This window comes from Ruegeria sp. CH8 (genome assembly GCF_056536985.1).
This window is the reverse complement of record NZ_JBQFQR010000017.1, coordinates 59,974-74,671: the sequence shown is the minus strand read 5'-3', so window position 1 is coordinate 74,671 and position 14,698 is coordinate 59,974. Positions and strand designations below refer to the sequence as shown.

Genomic DNA, 14,698 nt, shown 5'->3' with positions numbered 1-14,698 from the left:
TGTTGTGATGCGCTAAGCCGGGCCTTGATCTTGATCAGGTGCCGGGCTTTTCCGCGACAAAGGCCAGATTGTTTGCGGGCATTTCGACAATCTCGAGGACGGTCAGGTTCGTCCCTGCCATCCAAGCGGCGATGTCTTTGTCGTCCTTGTAGCCAATCTCGGGATCCTGTTGGACCAATGCGCTATGAAACCGCTGGTCTCCGTCGCTTGTCAGTTGGCCCGAGCGTTTGAACGGCCCGTACAGGATAAACCGCCCCTTCGGCGCCAACGCCTGAGCGGTTTCGGCAATCAGTACCTGTGTTTCCGGCCAGTTGATCAGATGCAGTAGATTGATAAGAACGATCAGGTTCTGACCGGTGAACGCCTCATGCCATCCTTGCGCTGTCGCATCCAGCGCGACGGCGCCCGCGACGTTGGGAAGATCGGCGGCATAAGCGTCGATGCTGGCGCGCCGTTCTGGTTCAACCTCGGTCGGTTGCCAATGGAGGTCGGGCAGGGCTTGGGCAAAGGCACTGACATGTTGACCAGTGCCGCTGGCGATTTCCAGCGCCTGACCGGTCTTCGGTGCCCATTGCGCCAGCAGTTCACATAACGCCTCGGCATTCCGGGTTGCGGCAGGAGCAACCAACCGCCCGTCCTGTCCTTCGGTGGCAACGCTGGCGTTGGAGGGCAGGGACCGTTTAGTCATTGGCGTAGCCTTTCCGGTTTGAGCGCCTCAATCGTTTCCGCATCCAGTTCAGAGACCGCGCCGATCACGAGGTCCGCGACCAGTCGGGACGCGGCTGGCGAGGTCTGGAACCCGTATCCACCCTGACCTGCGGCCCAGACGAATGACGGATCGGACGGGTCAGGCCCAAGCACAAGGGTTCCATCGGGCGCAAAGCTGCGCAACCCCGCCCAGTTTGTTTCGACCCGCGTGACAGGCTCGGTGACCATTTCTTCGTACCGGGCCAGACCTTCGGCCAGCACCATATCGTCGGCATAGGCATCATGTGGCGGCACCGGGTCGGCCTCGGACGGCGACACCAGCAGCTTGCCCGCATCGGGTTTGGCATACCACGCCTCGGCCACGCCCAGCATCATCGGCCAGTCTTTCACGTCGTGCCCGCCCGGCGCAGGCAGGCGGGCCATCGATCTGCGTTTCGGAATGATCCCAATCGGGGTAATCCCGGCCAAGGCAGCGATCTCGTCCACCCAGGCGCCAGCGGCATTGATAAGGGCGCGGGCTTCGTAGGTACCTCCGGCGTCGACGATCCAATGGCGGTCCTTTCGGATAGCGGTAACCTTGGCCTTGGTCAGAACCTCACCACCATTGCCGCGGATGACACGGGCGAAATCCTGCAACAATCTGTCTGTATCAATGTCGAACGCGGCATTGCTGACGGCGGTAAAACCCAACGTCGCAGGGTCGAGGATCGGCATGCGGACCCGCGCCTCTTTTGTTGGGACGATCTGCATGCTCAGGTCCGCCACGTCCTGTTCGAACGCCTCGCCCTGATCCTTGTGGCCCACCAGCATCAACCCGCGCGGCGTCAGATAACCACCTTTTTCGCTGTGCAGGAAATCGGCGCTGGCCTTGTTCAGCGCCACAACAGAAGGCGGGCCATAGCTTTCTTCGAACAACGCAGCCGAACGGCCCGACGCATGATAACCTAACGCGTCTTCCGCCTCGAGAACGGTAACTCGCCCGTGTCGCGACAGGCGTGCTCCGGTGCTGAGCCCAGCAATGCCGCCACCAATGATCAGAAAATCTATCATGTTTCCTTTGTTGCTAATGTACTGTGTCCAATGGCTAAAGCACTTGTGAACTTTAAGCAGGCTTGAATTTGAGCATCAACCCATCCAAAGAAGGATCAAACAGAAACAGGAGGGCAGGGTGAGTACAGCAGATTTACACCCGATGGCCACAGGACATATTCCGTCCTACGTGACCCAGGCGGACGGCAGTGATTTTCTTTTAACGTTCATGTTCGTTTTTACCGTTGTGGTTATCATTCTGATCGGAGTGGGATATTTCACCCTTCACTCGATCCCCGAAAAGATTGCGCATGAATCCAATCATCCACAGTTCCAACTGGTCGGTATTTTGGCCCTTTTGGCGCTGTTCACGCACAATGGCCTGTTCTGGGTTGCCGCCATTCTGGTAGCAGGTTTCCAGTTCCCCGATGTTGCTGCCCCGCTGAGGGCCATCGCCGATGCGATCCGATCTTTGGGCAAGCAGGACCATCCCGAACCTGTCCCGCCCCAGCCGACCGAACCCGCCGCGCAGCAGGAGCACTGAAGCATGCTTGAGACATTGATGTGCGCGCTGGTAACGGTGCTGCCCGACTATCTGTTTCGCCGCTTTGTGCAGGGCAAGCGGATTGGTCATGAAATCACGCTGTTCACCATGTGGTACGAACTGCGCTGGGGCCTGACCACCTGTGCCATTCTGGCGCTGACGGTGATCACAACGCTGTTTTATTTCCACCCCGCCAGCAAAACGGCTGCTTCGTATTTCCGCACGGTGACGATCCTGCCCCAACTGGGTGGGCGCGTGTCCGAGGTGTACGTCACCAACAACCAGCAGGTCGTGGCAGGCCAGCCGATCTTCCGGATCGAGGATTTCACCCAGACCGCCATGGTCGAGTCCGCCCATGCCCAGATCGCTCAGGTGCAGGCTTCGTTGAAAGTGGCGGAAACCGATTTGGCCGAGGCCGAAGCCGGGATTGCCGGTGCCCGCGCCTCTCTGGATCAATCGCTTGAGGATTTGGAGCGTAACACCACGCTGCGAGACGAAGGGTCCAGTGCGGTAAGACTGGCCGAGATCGACCGGCTGGAAAACCTGGTGGCCGAACGCGAGGCGCAATTGAGGGCGGCAGAGGCGCAGCGTGCCGCTGTCGTTCAACAGATCGAAGAGTTGATCCCCGCCCAACTGGTCAGCGCCAACGCGCAACTGGATGCCGCGTTGACCGAGTTGGACAAGACTGTGATCAGCGCCGGCGTGACGGGCCGAGTTGAACAGTTCGGCCTTCAGGTTGGTGATTACGTCAGCCCATTGTTGCGCCCGGCGGGTATTTTGGTTCCATCAAGTTCGGGTCACGACCGTTTTGAGGCCGCTTTCAACCAGATGTCGGCTCAGGTCATCAAACCCGGCATGATTGGTGAACTGGGTTGTATGACCAAACCCTTCACGGTCATCCCGATGGTTGTGGTCGAGGTGCAGGACGTGATTCCATCGGGGCAAATCCGTCCCTCCGATGAATTGCGGGACGTGCAGACCAACAACAACCCGGGCTCGATTCTGGTGTATATGGAGCCGCTTTACAAAGGCATGGCCGATGACATTCCGCCGGGCAGTAACTGTCTGGCCAATGTCTATACCGACAATCACGAACGGCTTGAGCACGAGGATCTGGGTTTTTGGCAATCCGCCGCGCTGCATGTGATCGACACAATCGGTGTGGTTCATGCTGCGGGCCTGCGCCTGCGCCTGATCCTGATGCCGGTGAATACGCTGGTTCTGACCGGCCACTGAACCAAACCCGATCGCGCCGTTATTTGGTTGCGCGGTCGGGCGTTTTCGCCTCGGTGAGGGAGGCAAAAGAATAGGCCAGGACACAGGCGGCGAAAACAGCGACTAAGCAAAAGACCCACGTGTATGAACTGGTGATCGCGTAGACCGAACTTCCCAAGGCCATGCCAACCGTACCCCCCAACAATTGGAACGTCATGGAGATTCCGCTGGCCTGACCGTGCAGTTCCTGCGGCACGGCAGACATGATCGCACGCCGGGGCGGGACGAACAGAAATGGCACGCAGCAGCCCCACAACACATACCCCAAGTAGATAAGGGCGGTGATGCCCAAGTGCATTCCCAACGCGACCAAGCCGATAGCACAGGTGCCAAGAGCGGTCCCGGTCAGCGATGGGCGGCGCGCGCCGAATTTATCCGCGACTTTGCCCGCGACTGGGGCCACGAAAACCTGCGGAAACGCAATGGGCAACAGCGCGGCCCCGGCGGCCAGTGGCGCATAGCCAAGCTTGGTTTGGAAATAGGACGCGCCAAAGACAAACAAGGCGATCTTGCCGAATTGAGCGGTGAACAGGATCATGTTTGCAGCCGCGAAGCCGGGGCTGGAAAACAGTGAGACTGCGATCAGTGGCGTTGTACGTCCGCGCTCGACCCGAACAAACAACCCTAGTGCTGCAAGTCCAGCGAGCAACGCCGCCAGCACCTCGGGCTGGGTCCAGCCCCGGTCTGGCCCCTCCATGATCGCGAATACCAGTGCTGCCAGTCCGGTACCAGCAGCAACAAGCCCTTCCAGTCAAACCCAAGCTCGGGCAGGTGCGGTGGGTCGCGCCAGAAGGTCCAAGCAATTGCCGCAACAGCCAGAACGATGGGCGGATTGACCCAGAAGATCCAGCGCCATGAAAGATATTCGGTTAGCACGCCTCCGACCAGCGGCCCCAAGGACAGGAAGACGGTGCCAATTCCGCCGTAAAAACCCAGGGCAAGTCCGCGTTCGTTTTCGTCGAAGGATTGGATCAGAACGACCAACGATAGTGGGAAGATCAGCGCCGCTCCAATACCCTGAACCGCGCGGGCGATCAGCAGAGCAAGTCCGCTATCGGCAAACCCACCCAAAGCCGAAGAGACACCAAAGATCAGCAAGCCCGCGCTCAGCAATACCCGGACTCCCAGAATGTCACCCAACCGGCCCGCAGCACCGGCAAAGCAGGCCAGCACCAGCAGGTAAATATTCACCACCCAATGCGCATCCAGCGGTGAAAGGTTCAGGTCATCCCGTATTGTTGGCAATGCGACACTGACAACCGTTTCATCCAGCAGAATGACCCCGAGGATCGCCCCCATTGCGCCCAGTATCCACCATCGACTGTGGTCCTGTGCTTTGGTTCGTGTTGGGGGTTCAGTCTGACCGCTGTTCATGTGCCTATCAGGTCTGGCGCGGCTTTGCTCGTCAAGTTGCCACGCAACAAAAAAGGGCCGGCCACAAGGCCAGCCCTCAAGTGTGTATGCCGTGCGGCTTACTGCGGGATTTCGCCTTCCAGTCCTTCGACATAGAAGTTCATGCCTGCCAGAGTACCGTCATCTGCGGTTTCGCCTTCACCCAGCCAGTCACTTCCGTCCTGCTTTTTCAGCGGGCCGGTGAAGGGGTGGTATTCACCTGCGGCCATGGCGGCTTTCATCGCCAGCGCTTCTTCTTTGACGTCGGCAGGAACGGCGTCAGAAATCTCACCGATCTCAACCATGCCTTCCTTGATACCGTCCCAGGTGTTCACGGTCTCCCACGACCCGTCCATGACGGCCTGGGTGCGCGCGATGTAGTAGGGCGCCCAGTTGTCGATGATCGAGGACACGCGGGGGAAAGGTGCGTATTCGCTCATGTCAGATGCCTGACCGAAGGTGATGACATTGCCCGCCTCTTGCGCAGCCGCTTGCGGCGCGGTCGAGTCGGTGTGCTGCAGGATCACGTCCGCGCCTTGTTCGATCAGAACGGTTGCGGCATCGGCCTCTTTCGCTGGATCGAACCAAGTGTAGGCCCAGACGATCTTGAACTCGACATCCGGGTTCACCTTCTTGGCGTGGATATAGGCCGAGTTGATGCCGCGGATCACTTCGGGGATCGGGTACGAACCGATATAACCGATGGTGTTTGACTTGGTCATCTTGCCCGCTATGTGACCCTGAACAGCGCGACCTTCATAGAAACGTGCCGAGTAGACCGAGACGTTTGGTGCCGTCTTATAGCCTGTCGCGTGTTCGAACTTCACGTTCGGGAATTTCTTGGCCACGTTGATGGTCGGGTCCATGTATCCGAACGAGGTGGTAAAGATCAGGTCTGCGCCTTCCAGTGCCATCTGGGTCATGACGCGTTCGGCATCCGGACCTTCGGGAACGGACTCGACGAAGACGGTTTCAACCTTGTCGCCGAACTCTTCTTCTACGGCCAGGCGGCCTTTGTTGTGTTCGTAGGTCCAGCCGCCGTCGCCGACGGGGCCGACATAGACGAAACCGACTTTGGTTTTGTCTTCGGCCATGGCCCCCGAGGCCAGACCCAGCGCCATTGCGGCGCTTGCCAGAAGTGTAGTGATTTTCATGTGTTACTCCCCAAGTTGGTTCAGTTGGCCCCGTCTAGTGCGAGGCATGGAAGGTCCGGCCCAGTGCGGCAGGTGCGCTGCTCTTGTCGGCCGAAAGGATCACAAGCACAAGGATCGTGATGATATAGGGCGACATTGCCAGATACTCGACAGGAATGGCAACGCCCGCTGCCTGTAAATTAAGCTGCAACACGGTGATGCCGCCGAACAAATAGGCACCCAGCAAGGCACGCCATGGCTTCCAGCTGGCAAACACCACCAGGGCCAGAGCAATCCAGCCGACACCGGCGGTCATGCCTTCGGTCCATTGGGGCACGCGGATCAGGCTGATATAGGCACCGCCAAGGCCTGCACAGGCTCCGCCGAACAGGATCGCCATGATACGGATTTTGATGACCTTGTACCCAAGGGCGTGCGCGGCGTCGTGGTTTTCACCCACCGCGCGCAGAATCAGACCGACGCGCGTGTATTTCAGCGTTGCCCAAACTGCGGCCGTCAGAGCGATGCCGACATAGAGGATCGGGTCATGCTGGAACAGGATCGGGCCAATCACCGGGATATCACTGATAACCGGGATGTGGATTTCGCCCATGTCGGGTGGCTTTACGCCAACATAGCTTTGCCCAATCAGCGCGCTGAAACCGAGACCGAATAGGGTCAGGGCAAGCCCACTGGCGACTTGGTTGGCCAGTGCCACTTGTGTCAGCAGTACGAAAAGCAGGGATAGAACCGCTCCGCCAATGGCCGCCGCGACAAAGCCCAGCCAGGGTGATCCTGTCTCGACCGATATCGCAAAGCCGCTGATCGCACCTACGATCATCATGCCCTCAACACCGAGGTTCAGAACACCTGCTTTTTCGACGACCAGTTCTCCGATCGCGGCCAGCAGCAGGGGGGTTGCGGCCACCATAAGCGAGGCGACCAAGAGGACGGGGTTAATCTCACCAAGGTCCATTATGCTACCTCGCTACGGGCCGCACGGATGCGGTAGTTTGTCAGAAGATCGAATGCCAGCAGGAAGAACAACAACATACCCTGAAACACCTGAATGGCTGCGGCAGGCAGACCCAGTTGGGACTGCGCGATTTCACCGCCAATGTACGTCAGCGCCATCAGGCCGCCGGCCAGCAGGATACCCACCGGATGCAGACGGCCCAGAAAGGCCACGATGATCGCGGTGAAGCCGTAGCCGACGTTAAAGTCGATGCTGACCACGCCCGAAGGACCAGAGACCTCAAACATCCCCGCCAAACCGGCCAGAGCGCCGGACAGGCCCAGACAGAACAGGATCAGACGGGCCGGGTTTACGCCTGCGAATTTGGCCGCGCGGGGTGCTTCTCCGGTCAGGCGGATGTGGAAGCCCAGCATGTGCCGGTTCAGTAGTACATAGGCAAAGATCACGGCGATCAGGGCCGTCACGACGCCCCAATGCATACCCGATCCGGCGATCAGTTCGGCATTATGCGCGCTGTCATAGGATTGCAGGTTGCGCGAGCCGGGAAAGCCGAACCCCTCGGGGTTTTTCAGCAGACCCAGTGAAACCGAGGCCAGCATCTGCTCGGCCACGTAGACCAGCATCAGCGAAACAAGGATTTCGTTGGTGCCGAAGCGGACTTTCAAAAAGGCCGGGATCATCGCCCACAGCCAACCGCCAAACGCGCCTGCGATCACCATGATCGGAAAGATGTAGAATGCGTCCAGCGGGTAGAAGGCCAGGCCGGCCCCCGCGCCGAAAATAGCGCCCATGATGTACTGACCCTCGGCGCCGATATTCCAGATACCAGCCCGAAAACCCAGCGACAGGCCAATGGCGATCAGCACCAGCGGCGCGCCTTTCACCAGCAATTGCGGACGGTAGTAGAAAGCGAACTCACCGAACAGGGGTTCCCAGAAGATGGTGCCGATGGCCTCGACCGGGTTCTTACCCAGAATGGCGAACAAAATGCCGCCGAACACCATCGTTGCCAGCACCGCGACCAGAGGGGTGGCATAAGACCACGCCTTGGACGGCTGCGGCCGTTTCTCCAACACTATCATCTGCTCATACCCCTGCTTTCTTCATCTTTTTGTACATACTCTCGCCGAAGGCGACGCTGCAGATCACACATGCGCCACCTCCATGCCGTGCGCGCCACCCATCATCAGGCCGATCTCATCGACCGTCAGGCCTGTGGTCGGGCGCGGGGCGCTCAGGCGGCCTTCGTTCAGGGCCGCGAAGCTGTCTGAGATTTCCATCAACTCGTCCAGGTCCTGGCTGATGCAGATGACCGCCGTGCCCTTGGCCGCCAAGTCTAAAATGGCCTGCCGGATCGACGCCGCCGCTGCCGCATCCACACCCCAAGTTGGCTGGTTCACCACCAGAACGTCAGGGTTCTGTAACACTTCGCGACCGATCACAAATTTCTGCAGGTTGCCGCCGGACAGCGACCGCGCTGCATTCTCTGGCCCCGGCGTACGAACGTCAAAAGCGCTGATGATCTTCTCGGCAAAGCTCTTGGTCTCGGCCCATTTGAGGAACCCGTTGCTTTCCAGCCCCTCGCGCACCGACCCGGTAAGCAGGGCGTTTTCGGTCAGGCTCATATCCGGTGCTGCCGCATGGCCCAAGCGTTCCTCTGGTGCGGTCAAAACGCCCAGTTTCCGCCGAGCTGTCGGACCGAGTTTGCCAATGGGTTGTTTGTTGAATTTGATCGCGTCGGCGGTTGTCTGAATCTCGCCCGAAAGAACGCCCAGCAATTCATCCTGCCCGTTGCCCGCAACGCCGCCGATGCCCAGGACCTCGCCCTTGCGGACGGTCATGTGGACATTGCGTAGCGCCGTGCCGAATTCCGACGGCGACGGCACTGACAGCCCGCTGACGTCCAGGGCAACCTCGCCGAACTCGCGACCGGAGCGCTCTGGTGTCTGCAGGGTCGAACCGACCATCATCTCGGCCATGTCGCGGGCCGAGGTCTCGGACGGAACGCATTCACCCACGTTCTTACCCAGACGCAGGATTGTGGCGTGGTCGCACAGGGTCCGGATTTCTTCCAGCTTGTGCGAGATATAGAGGATCGAAGTACCTTCGGACCTCAGTTTGTTCAGGGTCTCAAACAGGATATCAACTTCCTGCGGGGTCAGAACCGAAGTCGGCTCGTCCATGATCAACAGCTTGGGGTCCTGTAACAGACAGCGGATGATCTCGACCCGCTGGCGTTCACCTGCGGAGAGGTCGCCAACGGTACGGAAGGGGTCCAGCGGCAAGCCGTAGTTTTCGGATACTTCGCGAATGCGCGAGGCGAGATCACCCATTGGGGGCGGGTTCTCCATGCCTAGCGCGATGTTTTCGGCCACGTTCAGCGCGTCAAACAACGAGAAATGCTGAAAAACCATCGCAATTCCGTCGGATCTGGCCGCGCGGGGCTCGGGCGGCGCAAAGGGTTGGCCGCGCAGCAGCATGGTGCCGCTGTCGGGCTTCACCAGACCGTAGATCATCTTGACTAGCGTGGATTTCCCCGCGCCGTTTTCGCCCAGCAAGGCGTGGACTTCGCCTTCACCGATGTCAAAGGACACCTGATCATTGGCCACGACGCCGGGATAGGCTTTGGTCAGCCCTTGCAAGCTTAAAAGTGGAGTGGTCACGCGCTCAGGTCCTTCTTTAACTCGTTCTGTCGGGCCGGGCGCAAGAGATGCGCGGCGACGCCAACGGCGATCATCTGCGGGTGTTTGCCCAAGCCGGGATCACCGATTGGACAGGTGATCCGGCTGATCCGTTCGGGCGAATGCCCAACGGCCGCCAGCCGCGACCGGAATCGCGCCCATTTCGTAGCCGAGCCGATCAGGCCAGCAAAGCGGAAATCATGCGAAAGCAGCCGGTTGCACAGTTCTAAATCCAAATTGTGTGAATAAGTGAGCACAAGATGCTCGGCATTGGGTGGTGCATGGCGAACCAGCTCGGCCGGTTTGGCGGCGGGAACTGTGGTGACACCAGCCGGGACCGAGGTCGGGAAGCGCTCGGGTCCGGTGTCGACCCAAGTGATAGCGATGTCGGGCAGGGGGGACAGCACATCCACTAGCGCACGTCCGACATGGCCAGCGCCCCAGATCCACAGGTTGCGGGTTGGCTTGTGGACCGGCTCAATCATCCAGCCCTCGATCAGTTGTGGTTCGGGAGCAATGCCCTGACCACGCGCGGTTGCCAGCAACCGTTTGACGGACAGAGGCATGTCGCCTTCGGATGCGGATCGCGCGATGACCGTGTCGTCGAGCGCTTCAACCGCTTTTTGGTCAAAGACTTCGCTGAGCAGTGAAACGGCGCCACCGCAGCATTGACCCATGTCGGGGCCAAGCGCGTGGTGGGTCAGGCGGGCTTGCATCGTCTGCGCCCGCGCGGCCTCAGCCGCCTGAAACTCCAGCGTGCCGCCGCCGATGGTCCCGCTTTGCCCGTCCTCCCAAACCAGCATTGCAGCACCGACCTCGCGCGGGGATGACCCCTTGATTGCAGCGATAACCACCCGGGTGACTTTCCCGTGGGTTTTGACCGCCTCCCTCAAAGCCTCTCGATCAAATCCCATCAGATGTCTCCCTTCATCCTTTGGACGCCGTGCCAGACTTCCTCGGCCGTGGCAGGAGCGTTCAACGCCGGGTAGCTCTCGCCACAGGCCGCGACCGCATTGGACAAGGCCAGCCAGGCGGAAATACCCAGCATGAATGGCGGCTCTCCGACGGCTTTGGAACGATAGATCGTGTCCTCTCGGTTCTCGCCATCCCACAATGCAACGTTGAAGATATCCGGTCGGTCCGAACAGGCGGGGATTTTGTAGGTCGAGGGCGCGTGCGTGCGCAGGTTGCCTTTGCCGTCCCAGACCAGCTCCTCGGTCGTCAGCCATCCCGCACCTTGAACATATCCGCCTTCGACCTGCCCTATATCCAGCGCCGGGTTCAATGAGGCACCCGCGTCATGCAGGATATCGGTGCGCAGAATGCGGTTTTCCCCAGTTAGCGTATCTACGGCGACCTCGGTGATTGAGGCTCCGTAGGCGAAGTACAAGAACGGACGACCGCGTCCCGCGATCCGATCCCATTCAATCTTGGGTGTTTTGTAGAACCCGGTTGCCGACAGGCTGATGCGCCCCTGATAGGCCAGCGCGGCGGCTTCGGCGAAGGTATAACGCTCTTCGCCGACCGAGACGTGGCCGTCCGAGAAGGTAACAGTTGAGGGATCGGCCTGATGCCGCTCGGCCAGATAGTCAGCCATCCGGTCGCGGATCGTGTCGCAGGCGGCTTTCACTGCCATACCGTTCAGGTCACTGCCCGAAGACGCAGCTGTGGCCGAGGTGTTCGGCACCTTGGCGGTATCTGTAGCGGTAATTTTCACCATCTCCAGCGGAATGCCAAAGCGGGACGCTGCGACCTGAGCGACCTTCTGGAACAGGCCCTGACCCATCTCGGTTCCGCCATGGTTCAGGTGGACCGAGCCGTCCTGATACACATGCACCAGTGCGCCCGCCTGGTTCAGGTGGGTCAGCGTGAAGGAAATCCCGAACTTGACCGGAGAGAAGGCGATGCCCTTCTTGATAACACTGTTCTTGGCGTTCCATTTTTCTATGGCCGCCTTGCGCGCGGCATAATCGCTGGATTTCAGCAACGCTTCGGTCATGCCGTGCAGTTCAAAGTCGCTGACCTCCATGCCGTAAGGCGTGGTATTGCCGCCGGCGGGCAGGGGGCGCACCGGGGCGTCACCCATTTCAACTGCACCACGACTGGTCAGGTCCTCATGCGGGTCGGGGTGCCCCAGCGGTTTCTCTGAAGGTTCAACCTCAGCAACCTTGTGCGCTGGTTCATAATAGTTGCGCCGACGCAGCTCGACTGGATCCAACCCCAGTTCATGGGCCGCGTGGTCCATGACCCGCTCGATCCCGACCATGCCCTGAGGGCCGCCGAACCCACGATAGGCAGTGGCGGATTGGGTGTTGGTCTTCAGCCGGTGACTCTCGATCCGGGCATTAGGCAGCAGGTAGGCATTGTCCGAATGCAGCATCGCGCGGTCGGCGACCGGCAGGGACAGGTCTTGCGCCCAGCCGCAGATGGCGTGGTGCAGGAACGAGACGCCCTGAATATGGCCATGCTCATCAAACCCGGCCTTATAAGAGATGCGGAAGGCGTGGCGTTTGCCCGTGATGATCATGTCATCGTCGCGGTCATAGCGCATCTTGCAGGCTTTACCGGTTGCGCGGGCCGCTATGGCGCAGGCCACGGCCAGCGCGTTGCCCTGGCTTTCCTTGCCGCCGAACCCTCCACCCATGCGGCGGGTTTCAACACGCACGGCGTGCATGGGAACGCCCAGAGCGTCGGCCACCTTGTGCTGAATCTCGGTCGGGTGTTGGGTCGATGAATGCACCAGCATATCCGCGCCTTCATTCGGCACAGCCAGCGCGGCCTGACCTTCCAGATAGAAATGCTCCTGACCGCCGAGTTCAAATCCCCCTTCGATCACATGGGCCGAACCCGCGATGGCCGCATCTGCATCGCCCTTGGCATAGATGCGCGGGCCTTCCTCGAACCGGCTGTCAGCGGCGAGGGCGTCTTCGACCGTCAGAATCGCCTTCTCCTCGGCATAGTCGATCTTGCCCAGTCGAGCCGCCTTGCGGGCGGCCAGATGGCTGGTGGCGACCACAAGGAAAACCGGCTGGCCGATATAGTGAATCGTGCCGTCCGACAGCAGCGGCTCGTCATGGATTGAGGGCGAGACATCGTTGGCAAAGGGCAGATCATCGGCGGTCATCACCATGACCACGCCGTCGGCGTCCTTGACCGCCGACAGATCCATCGCGGTGATCTTGCCCTTGGCAATCGGGCTGAGGCCAAAGGCCAGATGCAGAGAGCCCTTGGGTGTCGGAATGTCATCCACGTATCGCGCCGAACCAGACGCATGCAGAGGCGCGGCGTCATGGGGGAGGGGTTTGGTCACGCTCATGCCGACACCTCCAGCACGTTGGTCACTTCGCCCTGATCTTCGAGGAAATACCTCTCGAGCATCGCTTTGGCGGTTTCCAGACGATAGGTGGCCGATGCGCGCATGTCCGTGAGTGGTGAATAATCGTCGGCAAAGGCAGGAAGCGCGGCGTCAATCGTCTCGCGCGCCCAGGGTTTGCCGATGAGTGCGGCCTCGACATTGGTTGCCCGTTTCGGAGTACCAGCCATGCCGCCAAAGGCGATGCGCGCGTGCATGACGGTGCCGTCTGTAACGGTGATATTGAAACACCCGCAAACGGCCGAGATATCCTGATCGAACCGCTTGCTGAGTTTGTAGGTTTTCAGGCGATCTGCCTGACGCGGGAAGCTTACGGCCTCGACGAACTCACCCGGAGCGCGGTCCTGCTTGCCATAGTCGATGAAGAACTCTTCCAAAGGAAGGGATCGGCGCGCTTCACCTTTGCGAAGGTGCAAAGTTGCGCCCAAGGCGATCAGCGCAGGCGGGTTGTCCCCAATGGGCGAGCCATTGGCAATGTTGCCACCGACGGTCGCGGCGTGGCGCACTTGAACGCTGGCATAGCGGCGGATCATTACGGCGTAAGAGGGGTGGAGGTCAGCCAGCGCTTCTCCCATCCGGTTCATATCGACCATCGCGCCAAACCGAACCTCGTCTTCGGTGATCGTGATCTGTTTCAGGTCCTCGCAGCGATTTAGGAAGATCACCGGGTCCAGATCGCGCAATTGCTTGGTGACCCACAGCCCCACATCTGTTGCCCCGGCAACCAGAGTGGCCTCCGGGTTCTTGGCGAATACTGTCGCCAGTTCGTCGGACGAACCGGGCAACATCAGTGATGCCTGCACAGCGACAGGCTGGTCTTTCACCCAAACCGGAACGGGGTGTTCTTCGGCCGCTTTAGCCGCGCGGATGATCGGCGCATACCCTGTGCAACGGCACAGGTTGCCAGCAAGCTGGGTGTCGTGATCCGTCGCGCCGTTCGCATGGCCTGCAACCATAGACATAACAAATCCAGGCGTGCAGAAACCGCATTGCGATCCATGCAGGTCGACCATGGCCTGCTGTACCGGATGGGCTTCTCCATTCGGGCCGCTGGCGCCTTCGACAGTGCGCACCGCTTTGCCGTGTAGCTGCGGTAGGAACAGGATGCAGGAATTCAACGCCTTGGCGCCGCCCTCATCCGTCACCATGACGGTGCAGGCACCGCAATCGCCTTCGTTGCAGCCCTCCTTGGTGCCGGTCAGGCCGCGATCTTCGCGCAGCCAGTCCAGCAGGGTCGCTGTCGGATCGACATCCGCCAGGTCCACTGTCTCTCCGTTCAGAAGAAACGTGATTTTCATTCGAGAAACCCGTCGCCTTACCCGGTTGCGCCCTTGGGTGCCCTCCTTCGATGCGACGTAGAAAGAGTGGCGGGCGGATAGCTTGCCATCAGATGTTAGAAACAGGGCAGGTTCTCTGGCAAGAAAAACTGCCTATATGATGCACCATTAGGCAGGCACTGCTTGTGAATGCCGCGTTTGTGTAGATGGCAGTCGCTTGTAAATAAAGCGCTTTTTGCAGGCGACGCTCGGTCAACCCCGAAGCACCTTCTGAAAAAACCGAATAATCCGCGATGATTTTTTAGGCATT

Annotated in this window: 13 protein-coding genes; 2 read left to right on the top strand and 11 right to left on the bottom strand. The window is 59.9% G+C overall.

What is annotated here, in order from left to right; translation table 11 throughout:
* Nucleotides 1-34 precede the first annotated feature (34 nt).
* Together ACR0ER_RS18610 and ACR0ER_RS18605 are read right to left on the bottom strand one after the other, a co-directional pair.
* Entirely contained in the window at nt 35-688 is a 654-nt protein-coding gene (locus tag ACR0ER_RS18610; protein ID WP_480770226.1) for a DUF938 domain-containing protein, read from the bottom strand.
* A complete protein-coding gene (locus tag ACR0ER_RS18605) occupies nt 685-1,758 on the bottom strand; it encodes an NAD(P)/FAD-dependent oxidoreductase (protein WP_480770225.1) in 1,074 nt (357 codons plus the stop codon). Before ACR0ER_RS18605 ends, ACR0ER_RS18610 begins: the two co-directional genes overlap by 4 nt.
* A 118-nt stretch (nt 1,759-1,876) precedes the next feature.
* Here ACR0ER_RS18605 and ACR0ER_RS18600 point away from each other — a divergent pair, with 118 nt between their 5' ends.
* Entirely contained in the window at nt 1,877-2,281 is a 405-nt protein-coding gene (locus tag ACR0ER_RS18600) for a hypothetical protein (protein ID WP_480770224.1), read from the top strand.
* Nucleotides 2,282-2,284: 3 nt separating this feature from the next.
* Nucleotides 2,285-3,517: an HlyD family secretion protein gene (locus ACR0ER_RS18595; protein ID WP_480770223.1), complete on the top strand. Its 1,233-nt coding sequence runs from the start codon at nt 2,285-2,287 to the stop codon at nt 3,515-3,517.
* 19 nt (nt 3,518-3,536) lie between these two features.
* Here ACR0ER_RS18595 and ACR0ER_RS18590 read toward each other — a convergent pair whose 3' ends face one another.
* The 9 genes from ACR0ER_RS18590 to xdhA form a co-directional block, all read right to left on the bottom strand.
* A complete protein-coding gene (locus ACR0ER_RS18590) occupies nt 3,537-4,253 on the bottom strand; it encodes an MFS transporter (RefSeq protein ID WP_480770222.1) in 717 nt (238 codons plus the stop codon).
* On the bottom strand, nt 4,181-4,930 hold the full coding sequence (locus tag ACR0ER_RS18585; protein WP_480770221.1) for an MFS transporter: 750 nt from the start codon (nt 4,928-4,930) through the stop codon (nt 4,181-4,183). Before ACR0ER_RS18585 ends, ACR0ER_RS18590 begins: the two co-directional genes overlap by 73 nt.
* Nucleotides 4,931-5,028: 98 nt before the next feature.
* Nucleotides 5,029-6,102 carry a BMP family ABC transporter substrate-binding protein gene (locus tag ACR0ER_RS18580; RefSeq protein ID WP_170332153.1) on the bottom strand — a complete coding sequence of 358 codons (1,074 nt, stop codon included), beginning with the start codon at nt 6,100-6,102 and terminating at the stop codon, nt 5,029-5,031.
* A 34-nt stretch (nt 6,103-6,136) separates the two neighbouring features.
* Nucleotides 6,137-7,057 (bottom strand): ABC transporter permease, encoded by a 921-nt coding sequence (locus ACR0ER_RS18575; RefSeq protein WP_480770220.1) that lies wholly within the window; start codon nt 7,055-7,057, stop codon nt 6,137-6,139.
* On the bottom strand, nt 7,057-8,139 hold the full coding sequence (locus ACR0ER_RS18570; RefSeq protein WP_170332149.1) for an ABC transporter permease: 1,083 nt from the start codon (nt 8,137-8,139) through the stop codon (nt 7,057-7,059). Before ACR0ER_RS18570 ends, ACR0ER_RS18575 begins: the two co-directional genes overlap by 1 nt.
* Nucleotides 8,140-8,202: 63 nt before the next feature.
* Nucleotides 8,203-9,720, bottom strand: coding sequence for an ABC transporter ATP-binding protein (locus ACR0ER_RS18565; protein WP_480770219.1), 1,518 nt, complete (start codon nt 9,718-9,720; stop codon nt 8,203-8,205).
* Complete coding sequence (gene xdhC / locus ACR0ER_RS18560) at nt 9,717-10,652, bottom strand: xanthine dehydrogenase accessory protein XdhC (protein ID WP_480770218.1); 936 nt, start codon at nt 10,650-10,652, stop codon at nt 9,717-9,719. Before xdhC ends, ACR0ER_RS18565 begins: the two co-directional genes overlap by 4 nt.
* A complete protein-coding gene (xdhB, locus tag ACR0ER_RS18555) occupies nt 10,652-13,054 on the bottom strand; it encodes a xanthine dehydrogenase molybdopterin binding subunit (RefSeq protein WP_480770217.1) in 2,403 nt (800 codons plus the stop codon). Before xdhB ends, xdhC begins: the two co-directional genes overlap by 1 nt.
* Nucleotides 13,051-14,409, bottom strand: a complete 1,359-nt coding sequence (xdhA, locus tag ACR0ER_RS18550) for a xanthine dehydrogenase small subunit (protein ID WP_480770216.1) — start codon at nt 14,407-14,409, stop codon at nt 13,051-13,053. The genes xdhB and xdhA overlap by 4 nt, the downstream gene beginning before the upstream one ends.
* Nucleotides 14,410-14,698 lie beyond the last annotated feature (289 nt).